The following is a 21,790-nucleotide window of genomic DNA, read 5'->3' as shown; positions in this document are numbered from 1 at the left end:
GCACATGCTCAGATGGTGAAGGACCAAAACAGGCAGGCCAGTGTCGCTGCGGCGAAGACGACGAAGAACAGGCTTCGCAACAGGATGTTCCGGCGCAGCTCGTTGATGAAGAGATGGCATCCGACGACGGCTGCGACAAACAGGAACCGCCAGTTCAGCAGTGCCGGGAGCACATCGCGCTGACCGAAAGCAAATCTCGCGGCGAGACATCCAACGATGACCGCAAACAACAAGATGACCGTCCAGAAGATCGCATCGGCGGCATGTGTCAGGACGATGCCAGCGAGCCTGATCGGCAGAACCATCATCAGCAGTGCGCTGAAAAAATAGATCGCCGCGAGCGGAATGAACGTCCCCGCATCGGCGATGTCGCTCAAGCGCTTGGCACCGATCGCGCCATAGGGATAGCCATGCCTGGCCACCATCAGGCAGAGCGCCATCAGCAAGGCCGCCAGCGCGGCGGCAAGCGCGAATGAGGTCAGGGCTTTGCTCATGAGGCTCCCGTTCCGAGCGAATCGAAGTCAGAACGTTGGTAGCCCATGGTTTGTAAATTGCTAGTAAGCATCATGCGGCGGCACGGCAGAGTTTCTCGGCGCATTCACTCCGCAGCTTGCAGACGCCGCCCGTCGATAATGGTCTTGATCTCGGCGCGGCAAGAGCCGCAATTGGTGCCGGCGTGAAGGACGGCGCCGATTGCCGCGACGCTGGTACAGCCGCCGCGTACCGCTTCCGCGATCTGGTTGGCACCAACCCCGAAACAGGCGCAGACGATGGCACCGCGGTCGACGCTGTTGCCGCCCGGCCGCCCGGCGACAATCGCCAGCCGCGCCTGCCGATTGGCATGGTCAGCGCCAAGTTGTTCGACTGCCCAGCCGCGCGACACCGCCACCGGGGTTGGCGCAAGATAGAGCGCGCCGACCAGCCTATTGCCTGCGAAACGGGCGAAGCGATGGTGCCCGCCGGCGATGTCGTGATAGGCGAGCGTCTCGCCTTCCATGCCTAATAGCGCGGCGGCAAACCCGGTCCAGTCGCGGCTGTCCTGCAGCGCAATTTCAAGCCGCCAGCCGGCGGGGCCGCGGGCGAGGCTCCAGTAGTCGGCGTCGATCGATGCGGGCCGTTCGGCAAGCACGGCGAAGCCGAAGGCTGTGGCGGCGAACCGCTCGATGCGGGCGGCAACATTCTTCGAGGCCGGTTGGCCTGAAATCGCATCGGTCGTCGGCGCGACCAGTGCATCGACGCGCGCGCGGCCGGAGAACTGATCGGTCCAGTGCATCGGAACGAATACAGAGCCTTGGCGTTGGCGCACCGTCACCAGGGCGCGGACCAGCACCTCGCCATGGGCAGTCGAGACGCGGACGATCTCGGCATCGCCGATGCCGAAGTGCTGCGCATCCGACGGGTGGATTTCGACGAACGGTTCGGCCATGTGCTGCGACAAGCGCGGGCTCTTGCCGGTCCGCGTCATGGTGTGCCAATGGTCGCGCACGCGCCCGGTGTTGAGCACCAGCGGGAAGTCCGGGCTGGTGCGGGTTTGTGCGGCTGGGCGGATGGCAATGAAGCGTGCCTTGCCGTCGGGTGTGTAGAAATTGCCGTTGGCGAAGAAGCGGGTGCTTTTGTCCTCCAGCTGGCGCCGCGCGCGCCCCTCTGGCCTGCCGGCCACCTCCCCCTCAAGGGGGGAGATTGACAGTTTTGCCGGCACCGCCTTTTCAGCAATGGCAACGATTGGCGAAACCGGTGGCGACATCCAATCTCCCCCCTTGAGAGGGAGATGGCCGCCAGGCCAGAGGGGGGTTCCCTGGCTCGGCGCTGGCCATTGGAATGGCGCCAACTCCTCATACGTCCCTGCATCGATCCCGGCGTAGGCGCCGATGTCGAAATCGCGTGCCCCGTCATTCTCGAATGTCGACAACGCGGCATGCTCGGCGAAGATGTCGGCCGGCGACACATGCGAAAAAGCCTCGCCGAAGCCCATCCGCTTGGCGACTTCAGCGATGATCCACCAATCTGGCCTTGCCTCACCAGGCGTGGCCAAAAAGGCTCGCTGGCGCGAGATGCGGCGCTCCGAATTGGTGACGGTGCCATCCTTTTCGCCCCATGCGGTGGCCGGCAGCCGGACATGGGCGTGGCGGACCGTGTCGGTCTTGGCCAGCACGTCCGACACCACGACAAACGGGCAGGCCTTGATCGCCGCCTCGACGGCATCGGCGTCCGGCATCGAATCGACGGGGTTGGTGGCCATGATCCACAGCGCCTTGATGCGTCCGTCGGCCACCGCTTGGAACATCTCGACCGCTTTCAGGCCGGGTTTTTCGGCGGCGGTTGGGGCATTCCAGAAGCGCTGCACGCGTTCGCGGTGCTCGGGGTTTTCGATCTCCATGTGGGCGGCCAGCATGTTGGCCATGCCGCCGACCTCACGGCCGCCCATGGCGTTGGGCTGGCCGGTCACCGAGAACGGCCCGGCGCCGGGCTGGCCTATGCGGCCGGTGGCCAGATGGCAGTTGATGATGGCGTTGACCTTGTCGGTGCCCGAAGACGACTGGTTCACGCCTTGACTGTAGACGGTCACCGTCTTCGCCGTCGCGGCGAACAGGCTGTAGAAGCGGGCCAGTTCGTCCTCACTGAGACCCGTGGCAGCCGCGATGCCGGCAAGATCGAGCGCCGAGGCGGCGAAAAGCGCTTGCCCGAAGCCGGTCGTGTGCGCCGTGATATAGGTGCGGTCCAGCGCGTTGTGCTGGCCGAGATAGGCGAGCAGGCCGGTGAACAAAGCGACGTCACCATCGGGCGCGATCGCCAGATGCATGTCGGCGATGTCTGAGGTCATGGTGCGGCGAGGATCGATCAGCACCACCTTCATCTCGGGCCGCTTTTCCCGGGCGGCGGCAATGCGCTGGTAGAGTACAGGATGGCACCAGGCGAGATTGGAGCCGACCAGCACGATCAGGTCGGCAAGTTCCAGATCCTCGTAATTTCCCGGAACGGTGTCCGAGCCAAAGGCGCGGCGGTGGCCGGCGACCGACGAGGCCATGCACAGGCGCGAATTGGTGTCGATATTGGCCGAGCCGATAAAGCCTTTCATCAGCTTGTTGGCGACGTAATAGTCCTCGGTCAGCAACTGGCCGGAAACATAAAAGGCGACCGAACCAGGGCCGTGTTCGGCAATGGTTTGCGAGAAGGTCGAAGCGACAAGGTCGAGCGCTTCGTCCCAGTCGGTGCGGCGACCGTGGATCTCCGGGTATAGCAACCTGCCGTCGAGATCGATGGTCTCAGCCAGCGCCGAGCCTTTGGAGCAGAGCCGGCCGAAATTCGCCGGGTGGTCCGGGTCGCCGCGAACGGTTATTTCACCGTCCGCGGCGACCTTCGCCAGCACGCCGCAACCCACCCCGCAATAGGGGCAGGTGGTCCTCACCTCGCGCGCTTCATCAATCTGCATGGTTCACGCCGCGCGGCTGGCCAGCGCTTCCAGCGCAATGAACAGCCGCTCGCCGTCGATCCGCACCGCAATGGTGCGCACCGCGCCCTCGTCCGCGCCGAGCGCCTTGCCTGTCTCCAGCGAGATCACCCAATTGTGCAAGGGACAGGTCACCGCCGTGCCATGGACGATGCCCTGGCTGAGCGGCCCACCTTTGTGCGGGCAATGGTCGTCGATGGCAAAGACCTGATCGTCGGCCGTGCGAAAGACGGCGATCTTTCCTTCCGGCGTGGCGACGCAGCGCGCGCCGCGACGCGGAATGTCCGAGAGCGTGCCGATCGATACCCAATTCATGTGGCCATTCCTCTTTTGCGCGTGTTCTTGTCCGAAAACCGCATTCCACTTTTCGGGAACACGCGCCTACTCCGCCGCCTGGGCAAAGCCGACCGAAGCCATCGGCCGGAATTCATGCTTGTCCTTGCCGGAAGCACGTTCCGACCATGGGTCGACCTGGGCGAATTTCTGCGAAAAGACGAAGCGGTCGAAATAGGCTTTGCGCTTCTCGCCATCGTCCATGATCTGACGCTTGATCTCAGCTATGCCGACGCGCTTGGCCCATTTGTAGATACGCTCAAGATAGCGACCCTGCTCGCGATACATCTGCGTCAACGCCACGATATGCTCCAGCGCCTCGTCCTCGGTCTTGACCAGGCCGAGCACTTCGGTGCCCTTGATGTCGAGACCGGCGGCGCCGGCGAAATGGATCTCGTAGCCGCTATCGACGCAGATCACGCCGACATCCTTGCAGGTCGCCTCGGCACAGTTTCGCGGACAGCCCGACACCGCCATCTTGACCTTGGCCGGGGTCCACGAGCCCCACATGAATTTTTCGATACGGATGCCCAAGCCGGTCGAATCCTGCGTGCCGAAGCGGCACCAGTCCGAGCCGACACAGGTCTTCACCGTGCGCAGTCCTTTGGCATAGGCGTGGCCGGAGACGAAGCCGGCCTGGCCGAGATCGGCCCATACCGCCGGCAGGTCTTCCTTGCGGATGCCGAGCATGTCAATGCGCTGGCCGCCGGTGACCTTGACCATCGGGATCTCGAACTTGTCGACGACGTCGGCGATGGCGCGCAATTCGGCCGCGTTGGTGACGCCGCCCCACATGCGCGGCACTACCGAATAGGTGCCGTCCTTTTGGATGTTGGCGTGGACGCGCTCGTTGATGAAGCGCGACTGGTAATCGTCGGCGTATTCGTCGGGCCAGTCGCAGACGAGATAATAGTTGAGCGCCGGCCGGCATTTGGCGCAGCCGCAGGAGGTCTTCCACTCCAGTTCCTGCATGACGGCGGGAATGGTCTTCAGGCCCTTGGCCTTGATCAGCCGGCGGACCTCGTCATGGCCAAGCGCGGTGCAGCTGCACATCGGCTGGACCGCCGCGGGGTTGTATTTGTCGCCGATGGTCAGCACCATCAGCTTTTCGACCAGCCCAGTGCAGGAGCCGCAGGAGGCCGACGCCTTGGTGTGGGCGCGCACATCGTCGAGCGAGGTCAAGCCCCTGGCCGTGATCGCGCCGGTGATCTTTCCCTTGCATACGCCGTTGCAACCGCAGATTTCCGCATCATCCGGCAAGGCTGCAACGGCCGCCATAGGGTCCAGGGGGGCGCCTCCCTGGTAGGACTGGCCGAAGATGAGCGTATCGCGCATCTCGGATATGTCGGTCTGCTTCTTCTTGAGGTCGTTGAACCAGGCGCCGTCCGCCGTCTCGCCATAGAGCACAGTGCCGATGATGCGGTCGTCCTTGAGTACGAGGCGCTTGTAGACGCCGGCCGCGGCATCGCGCAGCACGATCTCCTGACGGTCATCGCCCTCGGCGAAGTCGCCGAGAGAGAACAGCTCGATGCCGGTGACCTTGAGCTTAGTCGGCGTGTCCATGTGGACGAAAGCCGCCGCCTCATTGCCGGCCAGATGGCTGGCGGCGACGCGCGCCATCTCGTAGAGCGGCGCGACCAGCCCGTAGACCTGGCCGTTGACCTCGGCGCATTCGCCGATTGCGTAGATATCGGGATCGTTGCTGCGCATGCCGGCGTCGACGACGATGCCGCGATTGACCGCAATGCCGGTTTCCTTCGCCAGCGCCGCATTCGGCCTGATGCCCACCGCCATGACGACGAGCGTTGCGGGAATGACTGTGCCGTCGGCAAGCTCCACCCGCTCGACCTTGCCGTTGCCGGTGATCGCCTGGGTGTTGGCTTTGGTGATGACCTTGATGCCGCGCTGCTCGACGGCGCGCTGCAGGAGATATCCGGCGGCCGGATCGAGCTGACGCTCCATCAGCGTCGGCATGACGTGCAGCACGGTGACGTCCATGCCCTGCGCGTTCAGACCCGCAGCCGCTTCCAGGCCGAGCAGGCCGCCGCCGATGACGACAGCCTTGGCCCGCGACTGGGCGGCAAGCATCATCGCCCGGACGTCGTCGAGATCGCGATAGGTGAGCACGCCCGGCAGGTCATGGCCTGGCACCGGAATGATAAACGGCACCGAGCCGGTGGCGATGACGAGCTTGTCGTAGGGCTCGGTCACGCCATGATCGGAGGTGACGGTCTTTGCCTGCCGGTCGATGGCGACGATCTTGTGGCCCTTGTAGAGGGTGATGCCGTGCTTGATGTACCAGCCGTCGCCATGGATGATGATCTCCTCATAGGCCTTTTCGCCCGACAGAACCGGCGACAGCATGATGCGGTCGTAGTTCACGCGCGGCTCGGCGTTGAAGATGGTGACCTGGTAGCGCCCAGGCGCCTTTTCCAGGAGATGCTCCAGCATGCGCCCGGGGGCCATGCCGTTGCCGATGATGACGAGTTTCTCGGTCATGTCCTGATCCACTCCGCTCTCACTCAGCCGCGTAGGAAAGGCCTGAAGCTTCGGCAGGCGCCGTGCGCTCCATCCGCCGGATGGAAAGATGCATCCAGGCAAAGCAGGTGGCGACGATGACGAAGAGCAGCATGAAGCAGCTCGACCAGACGCCGGTGAGGTCGTTGAGCACGCCGAAGGCGATTGGCAGGACAAAGCCGCCGAGCCCGCCAATCATGCCGACAACGCCGCCGACCGCGCCGACACTCTGCGGATAGTAGGCCGGGATGTGCTTGTAGACGGCGGCCTTGCCGAGGCTCATGAAGAAGCCGAGCACACAGGCAACGGCTATGAAGGCGAGCGGGCCGATCTCGAAATGGAAGGCGATCGGCCCGCTGATACCGCGCACGACGTAGTCTGCCGAGGGGAGAGACAGAACGAGAGTCGCGACGGCACTGACAGCGAAGGTGCAGTAGAGCACGGTGCGGGCGCCGATCCGGTCGGAAAGCACGCCGCCATAGGCGCGGAAAATACTTGCCGGTATTGAATAGGCCGCGCCGATCATGCCGGCGGTCGCAAGCCCGAAGCCATAGACGCCGATCAGGTAGCGGGGCAGCCACAGCGAGAGCGCCACGAACGCACCGAAGGCGAAGAAATAATAGAAGGCGAAGCGCCAGACCTGCAGGTTCTTGAGCGGCGCGAATTCCTGCAAGAAGCTTCTCTTGGGCGCTGCCTTGCCGGCGCGGCGCTCGCGGATGACCGGATCGTCGCCAGTCGTGAACCAGAAGACGGCGGCCATGACGACGAGTGCTGCCGCCCAGATCAGCGCGACCGACTGCCAGCCCCAGGAGAGAAGCACGAACGGTGCCAGGAACTTGGTGACGGCGGCGCCGACATTACCGACACCGAAAATGCCAAGCGCCGTACCCTGCTTGCCGGCCGGGAAGAAGCGCGAGACATAGGCGACACCGACGGCGAAGGAACCGCCGGCGAGCCCAACGCCTAGTGCGGCGACCAGCATCTGCCCGTAGGTGTGCGCAAAAGCGAGCAGAAAGGTCGCGACCGCCGCCGCAAGCATGGTCGCGGTGTATACCAGCCGTCCGCCAAAACGGTCGGTCCAGACACCGAGCACCATACGCACGAGCGAGCCGGTGAGGATCGGCGTGCCGACGAGCAGGCCGAACTCCGTCTCGTTCAGCCCCAGCTCTTGCTTTATGCGCACGCCGATGATTGAAAAGATCGTCCACACCGCGAAGCAGACGGTGAAGGCGATGGTGGACATGGCAAGCGCCTGCCGGGGAGCGCTGTCCTGGCTGGGCGCGGCTGGGAGATTTGCGGTCATTTTCTGGCTCCGGTTTGCGGCGTGGGAGGCACCGCCCTTGTCTGTTCGTTCGCGACTGTCAGCGGCGCAGCATCGGCGAACTGGTTGAAACCGACCTTTGCGCGGTCACTTCAAGACCCTTGCCGTCAGTCTTGGCGCCGGCGGGAAAGAGGAGGAGCGCGGCGGTGAACAGCGCCGCCGTCAGCGCGCTGGCGGCCAGAAAATCGCGGCGCGTGAAGTCCGCGAGGGACGCGCCAGTTCCGATCCGTTTCGTCATCGTCGTCTCCTGTTGGCGCCGCTTGGGACCAGCGTGTCGATTGCGTCAAAACAAAAAAGCCGCCGGCCAGGTCTTCGCGTCCGGGATTTCGGGAGCGCGTGTGGACCTGAGCGGCAGCTTTGCCTGTGGCGCCCGCCATTGGACGCCGTGTCACTTGGCCCTTGCGGACCCTACATTTTGGAAAGCAGGAAGCGTGCCAATTCGACAGCGCTCTTAATTATAGAATGAAATCAATATGAACCGCAGCCGCGCGACTTTTGACCAAGCTCGGCAGCGGATCAAAGATTAGTCAAAATGCCTTGCACAGCAGCATAATATTTGTGCAATGCGGTAGATTGCCCTTTGCCGATGCAGATTTGCCAATGATGATGACGAGTTTCCAATTATGGCCTTACTCCGCGGCTTCGACGAAGCGGTGGCGTTCGTAGAGGAATTTCAGCACCGCCTCGCGGCAGCGCAGGAAGGTGCGGTCGGAGGAAAGCTCAATGCGCCGACGCGGCCGGGCCAGCGGCACGGGAAGAACCTCGCCGATGGTGGCCGCCGGCCCGTTGGTCATCATGACGATGCGGTCGGACAGCAGCACCGCCTCGTCGACATCGTGAGTGATCATGATCGTCGTCGAGCCGAGCCTCGAATGGATATCCATCACCGCGTCCTGAAGATGCGCGCGGGTCAGCGCGTCGAGCGCGCCGAAGGGCTCGTCGAGCAGCAGGATCTTCGGCTCCATGGCCAGCGCCCGGGCGATGCCGACGCGCTGCTTCATGCCGCCCGAAATCTCGGCCGGACGTTTGTCCTTGGCATGCGCCATCTGCACGAGATCGAGATTGCGCATGATCCATTCATGCCGCTCGGCCCGGCTCTTTTTGCCGCCGAAGACCTTGGATACCGCGAGGTTGATGTTTTCGTAGACGGTGAGCCAAGGCAGCAGGCTGTGGTTCTGGAACACCACGGCGCGTTCCGGGCCGGGGCTGTCGACCTCCTTGTCTTCGAGCAGGACGGCGCCGGCCGAGACCTTGGTCAGGCCGGCGATCAGGTTGAGCAAGGTCGACTTGCCGCAGCCGGAATGGCCGATGATCGAGACGAATTCGCCCTTGTCGATAGTCAGCCGGATGTCCTTCAGCACGTCGCTGACCTGGCTGCCGCGGGCGAAGGATTTGTTGATGTGGTCGAGTTTCAGATAGGCCGTCATCGTCCCTCTCCTCACTTTGCCGTTGTGCCGCGGGTGACGAAGACGCCGACCGCCGCGACCAGGCGGTCGAGGCAAAAGCCGGTGATGCCGATATAGGCGAGCGCGACAATGATGTCGGGCAGGCGCGACGAGTTCCACGCGTCCCAGATGAAGAAGCCGATGCCGACGCCGCCGGTCAGCATTTCGGCGGCGACGATGGCGAGCCAGGACAGGCCGATGCCGATCCGCAAGCCGGTGAAGATGTAGGGCGCGGCCGCCGGCACCATGATCTTCACAAAGAACTCGAACTGGTTGAGCCGGAGGATACGGGCGACGTTGCGGTAGTCCTCGGGGATGTTGCGGACACCGACCGCGGTGTTGATGATGATGGGCCAGATCGAGGTGATGAAGATGACGAAGATCGCCGACGGGCTGGAATCGCGGAACGCCGCCAGCGACAGCGGCAGCCACGCGAGCGGCGGCACCGTGCGCAGGATCTGGAAGACCGGATCGAGACCGCGCATCGCCCAGATCGACTGGCCGACGAGCGCGCCGAGCGCGACGCCGACGATTGCTGCCAGGCCGAAGCCCATGGCGACGCGCTGCAGCGACATCAGCACCCGCCAGGCGAGTCCGATGTCCTGCGGGCCATTGTCGAAGAACGGGTGGGCGATCAGGTCATAGGCCTCGTTCCACACCTGGCTCGGCGGTGGCAGGCTGGCCGTGGGCGACGAACAGGCGACCTGCCAGACGACGAGCATAATGGTGATGACGATGACCGGCGGCACCAGCGTGCTGGCCAGCTTGGCGGCGACCGCGGCCGGGTCGAAGCGGCGCCGCGCCTTGGCGGTCAAGGCGATGACCTCGGCGGGCTTGGCCGGTGCGGGGAACGGCTTCACCTTGCGGTCCTCGATGGCTTGGATAGACATTTCTCGAAAAACTCCTTGGCGGCAGGTGCAAGGCAGGCGGCGCTGCCACCGCCTGCCGCGCATCCCTGTCAGGCTCAGGCCGACACCTTGATTCTCAGGCTGTCGAGATAGGCCGACGGGTTCTCCGGATCGAATATCTTGCCGTCGAAGAAGGTTTCAGTGCCTCGCGACGTAGACGCCGGAATATCGGCCGCGGCGACACCAAGATCCTTGGCCGCCTCGCGCCACAGATCCTCACGGTTTACTTGGCCGACCAGTGCTTTGATGTCGGTGGTCGGCGCGAACTTGCCCCAGCGGATATTTTCGGCGAGGAACCAGCTGTCGTGGCTCTTGAAGGGATAGGACACGCCGCCCTTCCAGAACTTCATATAGAGGTCGGTGCCGTTGGCGACGCGGCCATTGCCGTAGTTGATGTCGCCCTTGAGGCGGCCGATGATGTCGGCAGTCGGCACGTTCATCCACTGCCGCTTGCCGATGATGGCGGCCATCTCGTCCTTGTTTTCTTTTGCCTCGCACCATTGCTGGGCTTCCATGACGGCCATCAGGATCGCCTTGGTGGCGTTCGGGTACTTGTCGATAAAGGCGGCGCGCAGGCCGAGCGCCTTTTCCGGATGGCCCTTCCACAGTTCGCCGGTGGTGGCGGCGGTGAAGCCGACGCTCTGGTGGACGAGTTGCTCGTTCCACGGCTCGCCGACACAGAACACGTCCATGTTGCCGACCTTCATGTTGGCGACCATCTGCGGCGGCGGCACGACGATGGTCGAGACGTCCTTGTCGGGATCGATGCCGCCGGCAGCCAGCCAGTAGCGCAGCCAAAGATCGTGCGTGCCGCCCGGGAAGGTCATGGCGGCCTTCACCTCCTTGCCTGCGGCCTTTTTCACAGCGAAGGCGTCCTTCAGCTTGGAGGCGTCGAGGCCGACGCCGGTGCTGGCATATTCCTGGGCGACGGAAATGCCCTGGCAGTCGTAGTTGAGCCGCGCCACGATCGCCATCGGCAGTGGCTGCTTGTTTTGCGTCACCTTGCCGGTGTGCATCAGATAAGGCATCGGCGTCAGGATATGGGCGCCGTCAATGCCGTTGGCTTCGCCGCCGAGCACCAGATTATCGCGCGTCGCCCCCCAGGAGGCCTGCTTGAGCACCTCGACATCGGGCATGCCGAATTTCTCGAACAGGCCTTTCTCCTTGGCGATCATCAACGGTGCTGCATCAGTCAATGCGATGAAGCCGAGCTTGGCGCCGGTGACTTCCGGCGCGGCGGGCGCCGCATAGGCGCCGGAGGGCAGCAGCGCACGCGCCGCGGCCAGCGTTGCCGCGGTGGCCGCGCTGATCCTCAGGAAATCCCGGCGGCTGATCGCCGTTTGGGCGGAATGGCTATTGGTGCTTTTCGTCATCGTCATCTCCGGTTGGGCGCGGCTTGGGATCGGCGCCGTCGATTGCGTGTTCGACCAAAACAAAAAAAGCCGCCGGCCAGGCCGCGCGCGTCCGTCCATCCGGGATCGCGTGTTGACCTGAGCGGCAGCTTTGCCTGTAGCGCCCGCCATTGGACGCCTATTCCGTGACCCGAGAAGAGTCTGCCTATTACAAAGCAGGAACCGTGCCAGTTTCGGAATGGGTGACAAACATCAATGAGATCAACGGCATGCCACAATCTTCGGCGCGCCGGCCCGCTGGGCGAGCAAGCCAAGGATTGTTCATTAGCGCAGTTGCACGCACATTTTTTGTGCAGCGCACAAGAATGCCGGAGAAATGATCAGGCCTCAGCGCGCGCCAATTTCTGGCCGGCAATGTAGGCGTCGATCTCGTCGGGATCGAATATCTGGCCATCGAAGAAGCCATCGGGACCGAGCACCAGGCTTGCCCCCGCCGAACCGACCGGAGTCGCGGCCTTCAGCGCGCCCTCGACCTTGGCATTGGCACCGGGAAGCGCCACGCCAAGCGGCTTCAACGCCGAGCGGTAGAGATCGGGGCGGTAGCAGTCGCGGGCAATAGCGAGGTTTTCCGGCGTGTGCGGGACATGCCCCCAGCGCACCATCTGCGTGTAGAACCACAGCGCATGGCTCTTCCACGGGAAGTTCGCCGCCTTGTTGAAGGGCAGAAAGAAGTCACCGACGGTGAGTTCGGCGCCGCCGCCGAGCGCCAGATGCCCGCTGAGAATCGGCATCTGCAGCGCCGGCGCAAGCCCGAGGAAGGCCGGCTGCGCCATCAGGGCCGCGAGTTCGTCACGGTTTGCCGGATCCTGGCACCAGCGCGCCGCGTGATGAAGCGCACGCAGCAGGGCTGAAAGCGCGTCCGGCTCTCTTTCCGCCCATGCCTTGCGCACGCCAACGACTTTCTCCGGGCTGGTCTTCCAGATGGCCGCCTTGACCGTGGCGATGCGGCCGGTGCCGGCGACGACCGCGGCACTGTTCCAAGGTTCGCCGACGCAGTAGCCGTCGATCCTGCCGGCGGCGAGCGCGTCGGCCATGAAGGGGGGCGGCACGATGACGATCTCGATTTCACGCGACGGGTCGATGCCGCAGGCGGCGAGCCAGTAGCGCAATTCGTAATTGTGCCCGGAATGCGGATGGACGACGGCGAAGCGCAGCGGATCGCCGCCGCCATTCGCCCGTTCGCGAATCAGCGCTCGCAATGCCTTGCCGGCCCGCGCCGGATCGAGATCGGGTTGGGCGCCGTGCGCGGCCATGCCGGCCCAGACCGCGTTTGAAACCGTCACGCAATTGCCGCCGAGGCCGAGCGAGAACGGCACGAGGGTATCGGAGGCGAGCGGCGTCAGCCCCAGATTGCAGGCGATCGGCATCGGCCCCAGCATGTGCGCCAGATCGAAGTGGCCGATGGCGATGCGGTCGCGGATGTTGGCCCAGGACGTTTCCCGGTTGAGGGTGAGGTCGATGCCTTCGCGCAAAGCAAAGCCGATTTCCTTCGCCGCGACAAAGATGGCGCTGTCGAAGAGCGGCATGAAGCCAGCATTGATCCGGTGCTCGGCCGCCATTCTCAACTCTCCTCGGGATCCAGAAGCCCTGCCGCCGTCACCAGGCTCTGCGCGATTTCGGCGATCTTGCGGTTCTGGTTCATGGCTGTCTTGCGCAGCAGCGTGTAGGCCGCGTCCTCCGACAGGCCGCGCGATTTCATCAGGATGCCCTTGGCGCGATCGATCACCTTGCGGCTCTCCAACTCGCTGCGGGCTTCTTCCAGTTCGCGCGCCATGCGCGAGAAGGCGTTGAAGCGGCTGATCGCCATGTCGAGGATCGGCTTGACCCGCTCCTGGCGCAGGCCGTCGACGACATAGGCCGATACCCCCGCTTCCACCGCAGCTTCGATCGAAGCCTGATCCGAGCGGTCGACGAACATGGCGATCGGCCGCTTCACCACGCGCGAAAGCTGGAACATGTTTTCGAGCATGTCGCGGTTGGGATTTTCGAGATCGATGACGATCACGTCGGGTTCGATCTCGGCGATCCGCCGCGCGATGCCGGCGACGTCGTGGATGACCGTGACCTGCTGATGCCCGGCCTCCCGCAATCCCGCTTCGATTATCGAAGCGCGGATGTGGTTTTCATCGATCACCAGAACAGTGAGGGATTTGCGGATCATGCCGCATTTTGCGCAGGCGAGACGATTGTGCAATGCGGCATGGCGAGATTCACGGAAACAAAGCCGGCGTCCAGGCGCCGCCTGAGGAATTGGACGACGGCCGGCGCCACGAAGTTGACGCCGCGGGCGCCGCACCCGCCTGATCGGCTGCCTGCAGGTCTGTCGGCGCACGGTGATCGCGTCGGGCGGAAGCAGACATCGCAAGCGAGGACTCCGGAGGTCGCGGTTGCGCCCTCAAGCCCCGCCTGGTCGACCAGAAGAAGATCGCATTGGCCTCTCCGCCCGGCATCGTCTCGCTGAACTGGATGCGGCTGTCAGGCTGGATCAGACCGAGCAGGGTCTCCGCGGCACCTCGACGCCGAGGTTGCGCAGATCGTAGCCGTTGCCGCGCCGCGCCGATTTTCTGGAGTGATAACCGCGCTCGCGCGGCGAATTCGTAACCCTACTCGGCGGCCGTCTCCGATGGCGCCTCTGCCGGCCCCGAAGGTTCGGCCTCGGCACGGGGCTTGCGCCGTGAAAACAGCGACCTGAGCGTGACGTAGAACACCGGCGTCAGGAACAGGCCGACGAAGGTGACGCCGAGCATGCCGGAGAATACCGCGGTGCCGAGCGACTGGCGCATTTCTGCGCCCGGTCCCGTTGCGATCATCAGCGGCACGACGCCGAGGATGAACGAGAAGGCGGTCATCAGGATCGGCCGCAGCCTGAGCCGGCAGGCTTCGACGGCAGCCTCGGCGGCCGACAGCCCGCGTTCCTGCGCCTGCCGCGCGAATTCGACGATCAGGATCGCGTTCTTCGCGGCAAGCCCGATCAGCACGATGAGGCCGATCTGCACGAGGATGTTGTTGTCCAGCCCTCGGAAAGACACGCCGAGCAACGCCGCGAGCACGCCGAGCGGCACCACCAGCACAATGGCGAACGGCAGCACCCAGCTTTCATATTGCGCCGCCAGCGCCAGGAACACGAACAGCACCGACAGTCCGAAAATATAGACAGCGGCATTGGCGGTGTTGCGCTCCTGATAGGCGAGCTCGGTCCATTCATAGGAGGTACCGGCCGGCAGCGTCTTTGCCGTGATCCCTTCCATCAATGCCAGCGCGTCGCCCGTGGAAACGCCGGGCGCGGCGTTGCCCTGCAGCGGCACTGAGACGTACATGTTGTAGCGCTGGACCAGCGCCGGGCCGGTGACGTCGCGGATCTCGATCAACGTGCCGAGCGGAACCAGCGCGCCGGTCGCCGAGCGCACCTTCAGTTTCAAGATGTCGGCGCGATCGAGGCGGAACGCCTGGTCGGCCTGCGCCCGCACCTGGTAGACGCGCCCGAACGCGTTGAAGTCGTTGACGTAGGCGGTGCCCAAATTGATCGACAGCGTCTCGAAGATGTTGGGGATCGGCACGTTCAGGATGCGCGCCTTGTCGCGATCGATCTCCAGGAAGAATTGCGGGCTCGACGCGGAGAAGGTGGTGAACACGCCCGTCAGCCCCGGCGTCTTGTTGGCCTTGCCGGCGATTTCGTAGGCAAGCGCCAGGATCTGCCGCATGTCGGCGCTGTTGCGCTCCTGGATCTGCAGCTTGAAGCCGCCGGCATTGCCGACGCCGCGGATCGGCGGCGGTGGCAGTGCGATAATGAAGGCTTCCTTGATGCTTTGCAGGCTGCCGAACAGATTGCCGATGACCTGGGTCGCCGACTTGCCGGCTTTCAGTCGCTCGTCAAACGGCTTGAACCTGGCGAAGATCACGCCCGCGTTGCTGGCGTTGGTGAAGGTCGCGCCGGAGAAGCCGGCGAAGGCGACAGCGTAATCGACGCCTGGCGTTTTCTGGATGATCTGCGACGCCTGCTGGATGACCGAATCGGTCCTCGACAGCGAAGCGCCGTCCGGCAACTGAACGACGACGATCGCATAGCCCTGGTCAAGCGACGGAATGAAACCGCGCGGCACCGCCTGCACCATGTAGACCGTGGCGTAGATGAGGGCCGCGAAAACGGCCAGCATGGCGGCCATCGTTATCCACGAGCCGACCAGCACGCGGATAATGCTCGAATACCAATGGGCGACCCTGTCGAAGCCGCGATTGAAGCCGTCGGCGAGCGCCCGTCCGAACCGCGCCAGGAAAAAGCGCGGCGGCGCCGCCGCGGCGTGATGCGGCTTGAACAGCAGTGCGGCCAGCGCCGGCGAAAGCGTCAGCGAATTGAATGCCGAGATCGCCGTCGACACCGCGATGGTGATAGCAAACTGCAGATAGAACTGCCCAGAAATGCCGGGGATGAAGGCTGTCGGCACGAACACGGCTATCAGCACCAGCGAGATCGCGATGACGGCCGTTCCGACTTCGTCCATGGTCAGGTGCGACGCCGGACTGGGCGCCAGCCCTCTGGCGATATTGCGCTCGACGTTTTCGACCACGACGATCGCATCGTCGACGACGATGCCGATCGCCAGAACGAGGCCGAACAGCGTCAGCATGTTGAGCGAGAAGCCGGCGGCGTAAAGTACCGCCAGCGTGCCGATCAGCGACACGGGAATCGCCACGATCGGCACGATCGCCATGCGCCACGATTGCAGGAAGACGATGATGACGATGATGACCAGCAGCATCGCCTCGAGGATCGTCTTGTAGACCTCCTGGATCGACTCGGCGACGAACTCGGTCGGATTGTAGACGATGTCGTAGCTCAACCCCTTCGGGAAGTCGCGGGAAAGCTCCTTCATCTTGTCCTGGATCTCCGCGGCTGCGGCGAGCGCATTGGTGCCCGGCCGCTGGAAGATGGCGAGCGCCACCGCCGGTTTGCCGTTGAGATAGGAGTTGGTGACGTAATCCTTGGCGCCGAGCTCGATGCGCGCCACGTCCTGGAGCGAGATCAGGCGGCCGTCGTCGGTCGATTTGACGATCACGTATCGGAAGTCGCGTGCGTCGTTGAAGCGGCCTTGCGTTGTGACCGTGTACTGGAACGCCGTGCCGGTGCTGGTCGGCGGCGCGCCGATCGAGCCGCCCGACACCTGGACATTCTGGTCGCGCAGCGCCTGCACCACATCGCCCGAGGTCATCCCCAGGGCGGACAGTTTTTCCGGATCGAGCCAGATGCGCAGCGAATATTCGCGTTCGCCGAAGATGATGAGGTCGCCGACGCCGTCTAGTCTGAGCAATATGTCGCGCACCCGCGAGCGGGCGTAGTTCGAGACGTAGAGTTGGTCGTAGGTATTGTCGGGCGACAGCATGTGCACGACCATCATCAGGTCGGGCGAGGTCTTGGTGGTGGTGATGCCGAGGCGGCGGACTTCTTCGGGCAGGCGTGGCTCGGCGACCGACACGCGGTTCTGCACCAGCACCTGCGCCTGGTCGAGATCGGTGCCCAGCTTGAAGGTGATGGTCAGCGCCATCGCCCCGTCGCCCGACGAATAGGACGACATGTAGAGCATGCCCTCGACGCCGTTGATCTCCTGCTCGATCGGCGTTGCCACCGTCGCTGCGACCGTCTCGGCGTCGGCGCCCGGATACTGGGCGCGAACGACGATGGTCGGCGGCGCGATCTCGGGATATTGCGCGACCGGCAGCTGGGTATAAGCAATCCCGCCGAGGATCAGCAGGACGATCGAAACGACCGATGCGAAGATCGGACGGTCGACGAAGAAATGTGCGAACCTCATTGCTGCAACTCGGCGGTCTCGGCCCTGGGCGGCAACGTCACCATCTCGACCTTGACCTTGGTGCCGGGCCTGGCGTGCATCAGCCCGTTGACGATGATCGTCTCATCGCCGGTCAGGCCCTGGCGGATCACCCGGTAGCCGTCGAGAAGCGGGCCGGTGCGCACGGGCTTCGCCGACACCATCCCGGCCTCATCCACCAGGAACACGATGCGGCGATCCTGATCGGCGCCGATCGCCTCGTCGGGCACCAGCACGCCGCTATGCGGCAGCGACCCCGGCACGTTGATGCGCCCGAACATGCCTGGCTGGAGAATGCCGTCGGCGTTGGGAAACCTTGCACGCACCCGCATGGTGCCGGTCGCGTTGTCGATCCGGTTCTCGGCAAAATCGAGCTTGCCTTTGAATACCGCCTCCGCGCGGTCGGCGACGCGAACCACCACCTCAAGCCCGCCGGCGCCTTCCTGCATGCTGCCGCCGCGCTCCTTCGCGTCGCGGGCGTAGCTGAAATACAGGCGCTCATCGACGTCGAAATAGAAGTCGATCGGATCGCGCGTAACGATGGTCGTCAGCAAGGTGGAATCCGGCTGCACGAGGTTGCCGACCGACACCAGCCGGCGGTCGATGCGGCCGGACAAGGGCGCCTTGATCTCGGTGAATTCCATGTTCAGTCTGGCCGTCGTCAGCGCAGCCGTCGCGCCCTGCATCTGCGCCTGCGCCGAAAGGTATTCCCGCCGGCGGTCGTCGACCGTCGCGGTTGAGATATTGCCGGTCTTGGCGAGTTCGTCGGCGCGATCCAGCTGCATCTTGGAGAATTCGAGCAGACTCTTGGCGACGTCCACTTGCGACTTGGCGGCATCATAAGCCGCCTGGTACGGACGCTGATCGATGGTGAAGAGCAGGTCGCCCTTGTTGACCAGTGCGCCGTCCTGGAAGCTGACCTTGTCCAGATAGCCGCTGACGCGCGAACGGATGGCGACCTGGTCGAGGGCTTCGAAGCGCCCGACGAACTCGTCGTCTTCGACGATTTCACGGACCACCGGCTTGGCCGCCGTCACCACGGGTAACTGCTGGTCCTGCGCAAACGCAGTGCTGCTGAAAGCCATGCCGAGCACGAATGCCGCCAACACGGCGGCGCGGGTAAGCCAGCCGGCCGATCGACAGGGTCGCCCGCCCGCGTCGCGATGCAATTGCCCATTCTCTTGGGTGTCCATTTGCGTCCTCGCTCGCTGGACCCGGAGGTCGGTTGATCCGCTTCTACGCTCAGGCTTTTCGTCGAAATCAGAGCACTACAGTGTGTGCATGGCAACATGATCATTTTCGATGTGGGCTGAAATGTCCACCCTGTGGCTGCCCCGCCACCCGCCACTTGCGATGCATATCCACCGGGCGGTCCGGGGATGCCATTGAGAGGGGCGGCTAGACCTGGGAACAGACCTTGGTCCCGTCGGCTGAACGTCCGCAATCCTTCTTCAAACGTTAAAGCCGCCATTTCGCTATCGGAACCGCATCAGCCCTTACACCGCCAAACTCCCCTGCTCCGCGTCCTCTGCATTGGGATCGCCCGGCGCGGTCGCCCAGGCGAGCTCCACCAGCGTCACCGTCCGCCTTCCAACCCCGTCGAGCTGGCAGACGATCAGCCCCTGCTCCTCGATATATATCAGCAGGCGCCGGGCGCGGCGTAGCGAGTGCGAGCCGTAGGCGCGGGCGATCGCCGCGTCGCTCGGGCAGGGCCAGCCTTCCTTGGCGGCGCGGGCGATCATCATGAACACGCCTTGCATGTCCTCGGGGAGCAGCGAGGCGCGCGCCGAGACGTCCTGCCAAGCGTCATCGCCTGCCATGTCGGAGCCGAGGCCGGCGCGGGCGCGGGTCAGCATGCGGCGGAACTCCGGCAGGTCCGGCACGACCGAGGCGAGGCCCTCGATGCGGCAGCGGACCACGAACTCCTGATAAAGCACGCCGATGACCCGGAAGCCGGCATCGGGTTGCGCCAGCACGGCGCGCAGCACCCGGTCGACGCGCTCGCGGCGCTCCGCCAAATCCTCGGCGCTGATCGGCGGCTCCACCGCTTGGGGGCGGATTTCCAGCGCCGCCGATTTCGCCGCCATCAGCTGGTCGAGCAGGTCCGGCGACGACCGGCGCTGCGGCCGGACGGTTTCGGGCGGCGGGGCCGCCAGGATGATCGCGCGCGCGTCCTCCAACGCCGATTCCGGCAGCGGCATCAGGCGCGGGGTCGCGTTGCGCGGACTTGTATCGGTCGGGCCGATCCGCAAGCCCAGCGGACGGCGCGACAGCGCCGGGCCGAGCGCCATGAATTGCCCGCGCTCGAGGTCGCGAAAAGCCTCCGCCTGGCGCCGCTCCATGCCGAGCAGGTCGGCGGCGCGCGCCATGTCGATATCGAGAAAGGTCCGGCCCATGAGGAAATTGGAAGCCTCGGCGGCGACGTTCTTGGCAAGCTTGGCCAGCCGCTGGGTGGCGATGATGCCGGCCAGCCCGCGTTTGCGGCCGCGGCACATCAAATTGGTCATGGCGCCGAGCGAGAGCTTGCGCGCCTCGTCGGAAACCTCGCCGGCGACAGCCGGCGCGAACAGCTGCGCTTCGTCAACCACCACCAGCATCGGGTACCAGTGGTCGCGGGCGACCTCGAAAAGCCCGCCGAGAAAGGCGGCGGCGCGCCGCATCTGGTTCTCGGCGTCGAGCCCCTCGAGATTGAGCACCGTGGAGACGCGGTGGATGCGCGCCCGCTCGCCGGCGCTCTGCAGGCCGCGCTCGGTATGCTCCTCGGCGTCGATCACCAGGTGGCCGAAACGGTCGCCCAGCGTCACGAAGTCGCCTTCGGGGTCGATGATGGTCTGCTGCACCCAGGGCGCGCTCTGCTCCAAGAGCCGGCGCAGCAGGTGGGACTTGCCGGAGCCCGAATTGCCCTGCACCAAAAGGCGGGTCGCCAGCAGCTCCTCGAGATCCAGCGCCGCCGGGGCGCCTGCGCTCGTCTGGCCCATCTCGATCGCAACGGTCATGTCTCGACTCTCCTTGCGGAGAGGGCTTATCAATCGCATCACAGCCCGTCGAGCGCGGCATGGCCGGCGCTCCGTGTTGCGCACAGGCTGGATGTCGCGGGCGATCGAGGATACGGAACGTACCGTTTCGATTCGATGAGGCTTGTCTCCTCAGGTCGAAAACCGGTACCCGCCTTTCACCGGCTGGGCCTGCCTGGCTTTCTGCGAGCCGGCGCGCGCGGCCGCTGCAAGAATGCTCTCCACAAGATCCTTGTCGCGCAGCGGTTTGCCGAGCAGCGGCACGTCGGGGGGCCGGCCGGCGATCGCGTCGGCATCGGCATATCCGGTTATCATCACCGCCGGCCAATCGGCCCGCAGATTGCGGGCGAACCGAATGACCTCCAGGCCCGAGACGAGCGGCATGGCAAAATCGGTGACGATGACATCGAAATCGTACGGCGCGCGCTCGATCATCGCCAGCGCTTCGGCACCGCCCGCGGCACAGGTAACCGCAAAGCCGTGTTGGCGAAGCGATTGCGCCGTCAGTTCCCGCAGTACGTTGCTGTCGTCGATCAGCAGGACCGATGGATAGTCCTCGCCGGCATTCACGACGCTGTCGTCGGCATCGGATTTCTCGGGGATTTCGACCGGACGCTCGATTGAACGCGGCAGCCAGAGCTGGACGGATGTTCCACTGCCGACGGTGCTTTCAATGCGAAGCGTGCCGCCCGATTGCTTGACGAAACCATGCACCGTGCTCAGACCGAGGCCAGTGCCCTTGCCGACCGGTTTTGTGGTGAAGAACGGTTCGACGACCTTGGCGAGAATGTCAGCCGGTATGCCCGACCCGGTGTCCTTGACGGTGACCACGACATAGTCGCCCGCCGAAATATCCTCGGCTGCACGGCCTAGCGTTCGATTTTGCGCCTCCACGATTATCGTGCCGCCGGACGGCATGGCATCGCGCGCGTTGAAGACCAGGTTCATCAGCGCGAGCTCCAGCTGGCTGGCATCGACATGCGCCGGCCACACAGTGTCGTCGACAAGCCAATCGAAACGGATCAGGCCGCCCAGGACCGGGGCCACCAACCCGTTCATTGTATCGCCGAGCGCGGCGAGGCGCACGGCCTGCGGCCTCAGCGTCTGGCGGCGCGAGAACGCAAGCATGCGGTTGACGAGCTCGGCGCCTTGTTTTGCCGACCGGCGTGTCAGTTCCAGAACCTGCCTGGTCTGTCCATCGAACTCGGCGTGGCGCTCGAGCAATCCCAATCCGCTGAGAATTGCGGCCAGCAGATTGTTGAAATCATGCGCCAGCCCGCCGGTAAGCTTGCCGATCGCGTCGAGGCGCTGCGATTGCAGCAGCTGGTTCTCAAGCTCGCGCCGCTCGGTAACGTCCAGCAACGTGCCGAGGATCTCAGGCTCTTTGCCGTCGGAGCCATTCGACAGGACGCCCTGGTCGAGAAAAATCCGGTAATTGCCGTCGGCGCATTGCCAGCGGAATTCGCAGGTGTAGGAGCCGGCGGCCTTGGCTGCGAGCAGGACCTCCCTCACTCTCGGCAGATCGTCGGGATGAACCCGGCTCAGGCCGAAGCCTGGATCGGCGCTC

The 21,790-nt window shown here is 64.5% G+C and carries 15 protein-coding genes; all 15 read right to left on the bottom strand.

Going from position 1 to position 21,790, the window contains the following annotated elements; genetic code table 11:
• Positions 1 to 8 precede the first annotated feature (8 nt).
• Positions 9 to 494: a hypothetical protein gene (locus NKH49_RS02895; protein ID WP_352813841.1), complete on the bottom strand. Its 486-nt coding sequence runs from the start codon at positions 492 to 494 to the stop codon at positions 9 to 11.
• 104 nt (positions 495 to 598) lie between these two features.
• A complete protein-coding gene (locus NKH49_RS02890; protein WP_352813842.1) occupies positions 599 to 3,430 on the bottom strand; it encodes a nitrate reductase in 2,832 nt (943 codons plus the stop codon).
• 3 nt (positions 3,431 to 3,433) lie between these two features.
• Positions 3,434 to 3,763 (bottom strand): nitrite reductase small subunit NirD, encoded by a 330-nt coding sequence (nirD, locus tag NKH49_RS02885; RefSeq protein WP_023676297.1) that lies wholly within the window; start codon positions 3,761 to 3,763, stop codon positions 3,434 to 3,436.
• A 66-nt stretch (positions 3,764 to 3,829) separates the two neighbouring features.
• Positions 3,830 to 6,280: a nitrite reductase large subunit NirB gene (gene nirB / locus NKH49_RS02880; RefSeq protein WP_352925147.1), complete on the bottom strand. Its 2,451-nt coding sequence runs from the start codon at positions 6,278 to 6,280 to the stop codon at positions 3,830 to 3,832.
• 19 nt (positions 6,281 to 6,299) lie between these two features.
• Complete coding sequence (locus NKH49_RS02875) at positions 6,300 to 7,601, bottom strand: MFS transporter (RefSeq protein ID WP_352540396.1); 1,302 nt, start codon at positions 7,599 to 7,601, stop codon at positions 6,300 to 6,302.
• A gap of 58 nt (positions 7,602 to 7,659) precedes the next feature.
• Positions 7,660 to 7,857 carry a twin-arginine translocation signal domain-containing protein gene (locus NKH49_RS02870; protein ID WP_352469909.1) on the bottom strand — a complete coding sequence of 66 codons (198 nt, stop codon included), beginning with the start codon at positions 7,855 to 7,857 and terminating at the stop codon, positions 7,660 to 7,662.
• Positions 7,858 to 8,248: 391 nt separating this feature from the next.
• Positions 8,249 to 9,046: an ABC transporter ATP-binding protein gene (locus tag NKH49_RS02865; protein WP_352681456.1), complete on the bottom strand. Its 798-nt coding sequence runs from the start codon at positions 9,044 to 9,046 to the stop codon at positions 8,249 to 8,251.
• Between the two features lie 11 nt (positions 9,047 to 9,057).
• Positions 9,058 to 9,954, bottom strand: a complete 897-nt coding sequence (ntrB, locus tag NKH49_RS02860) for a nitrate ABC transporter permease (RefSeq protein WP_352925145.1) — start codon at positions 9,952 to 9,954, stop codon at positions 9,058 to 9,060.
• Positions 9,955 to 10,028: 74 nt separating this feature from the next.
• Positions 10,029 to 11,345, bottom strand: a complete 1,317-nt coding sequence (locus NKH49_RS02855; RefSeq protein ID WP_352925143.1) for a CmpA/NrtA family ABC transporter substrate-binding protein — start codon at positions 11,343 to 11,345, stop codon at positions 10,029 to 10,031.
• Between the two features lie 359 nt (positions 11,346 to 11,704).
• Complete coding sequence (locus tag NKH49_RS02850; protein WP_352925141.1) at positions 11,705 to 12,943, bottom strand: CmpA/NrtA family ABC transporter substrate-binding protein; 1,239 nt, start codon at positions 12,941 to 12,943, stop codon at positions 11,705 to 11,707.
• Between the two features lie 2 nt (positions 12,944 to 12,945).
• Positions 12,946 to 13,545: an ANTAR domain-containing response regulator gene (locus NKH49_RS02845; protein WP_023676288.1), complete on the bottom strand. Its 600-nt coding sequence runs from the start codon at positions 13,543 to 13,545 to the stop codon at positions 12,946 to 12,948.
• A gap of 442 nt (positions 13,546 to 13,987) precedes the next feature.
• Entirely contained in the window at positions 13,988 to 17,191 is a 3,204-nt protein-coding gene (locus NKH49_RS02840; protein WP_352925139.1) for an efflux RND transporter permease subunit, read from the bottom strand.
• Positions 17,188 to 18,294 carry an efflux RND transporter periplasmic adaptor subunit gene (locus NKH49_RS02835; protein ID WP_352470181.1) on the bottom strand — a complete coding sequence of 369 codons (1,107 nt, stop codon included), beginning with the start codon at positions 18,292 to 18,294 and terminating at the stop codon, positions 17,188 to 17,190. Before NKH49_RS02835 ends, NKH49_RS02840 begins: the two co-directional genes overlap by 4 nt.
• A gap of 411 nt (positions 18,295 to 18,705) precedes the next feature.
• Positions 18,706 to 20,205, bottom strand: a complete 1,500-nt coding sequence (locus NKH49_RS02830) for a helicase HerA domain-containing protein (RefSeq protein WP_352501119.1) — start codon at positions 20,203 to 20,205, stop codon at positions 18,706 to 18,708.
• Between the two features lie 150 nt (positions 20,206 to 20,355).
• The coding region (locus NKH49_RS02825) for a PAS domain-containing hybrid sensor histidine kinase/response regulator family protein (protein ID WP_352925137.1) at positions 20,356 to 21,790 on the bottom strand (1,435 nt) is incomplete at its 5' end.

Origin of the sequence: Mesorhizobium sp. M1088, from assembly GCF_040318575.1 — a bacterium.
Classification (GTDB): Bacteria; Pseudomonadota; Alphaproteobacteria; order Rhizobiales; family Rhizobiaceae; genus Mesorhizobium.
This window is presented reverse-complemented; position numbering and strand designations above follow the sequence as displayed.

What these genes read in the sequence shown, in the direction of transcription:
- NKH49_RS02895 (WP_352813841.1), bottom strand. Translation starts at nt 494, where the DNA reads ATGAGCAAAGCCCTGACCTCATTCGCGCTTGCCGCCGCGCTGGCGGCC.
- NKH49_RS02890 (WP_352813842.1), bottom strand. Translation starts at nt 3,430, where the DNA reads ATGCAGATTGATGAAGCGCGCGAGGTGAGGACCACCTGCCCCTATTGC.
- nirD (WP_023676297.1), bottom strand. Translation starts at nt 3,763, where the DNA reads ATGAATTGGGTATCGATCGGCACGCTCTCGGACATTCCGCGTCGCGGC.
- nirB (WP_352925147.1), bottom strand. Translation starts at nt 6,280, where the DNA reads ATGACCGAGAAACTCGTCATCATCGGCAACGGCATGGCCCCCGGGCGC.
- NKH49_RS02875 (WP_352540396.1), bottom strand. Translation starts at nt 7,601, where the DNA reads ATGACCGCAAATCTCCCAGCCGCGCCCAGCCAGGACAGCGCTCCCCGG.
- NKH49_RS02870 (WP_352469909.1), bottom strand. Translation starts at nt 7,857, where the DNA reads ATGACGAAACGGATCGGAACTGGCGCGTCCCTCGCGGACTTCACGCGC.
- NKH49_RS02865 (WP_352681456.1), bottom strand. Translation starts at nt 9,046, where the DNA reads ATGACGGCCTATCTGAAACTCGACCACATCAACAAATCCTTCGCCCGC.
- ntrB (WP_352925145.1), bottom strand. Translation starts at nt 9,954, where the DNA reads ATGTCTATCCAAGCCATCGAGGACCGCAAGGTGAAGCCGTTCCCCGCA.
- NKH49_RS02855 (WP_352925143.1), bottom strand. Translation starts at nt 11,345, where the DNA reads ATGACGAAAAGCACCAATAGCCATTCCGCCCAAACGGCGATCAGCCGC.
- NKH49_RS02850 (WP_352925141.1), bottom strand. Translation starts at nt 12,943, where the DNA reads ATGGCGGCCGAGCACCGGATCAATGCTGGCTTCATGCCGCTCTTCGAC.
- NKH49_RS02845 (WP_023676288.1), bottom strand. Translation starts at nt 13,545, where the DNA reads ATGATCCGCAAATCCCTCACTGTTCTGGTGATCGATGAAAACCACATC.
- NKH49_RS02840 (WP_352925139.1), bottom strand. Translation starts at nt 17,191, where the DNA reads ATGAGGTTCGCACATTTCTTCGTCGACCGTCCGATCTTCGCATCGGTC.
- NKH49_RS02835 (WP_352470181.1), bottom strand. Translation starts at nt 18,294, where the DNA reads ATGGCTTTCAGCAGCACTGCGTTTGCGCAGGACCAGCAGTTACCCGTG.
- NKH49_RS02830 (WP_352501119.1), bottom strand. Translation starts at nt 20,205, where the DNA reads ATGACCGTTGCGATCGAGATGGGCCAGACGAGCGCAGGCGCCCCGGCG.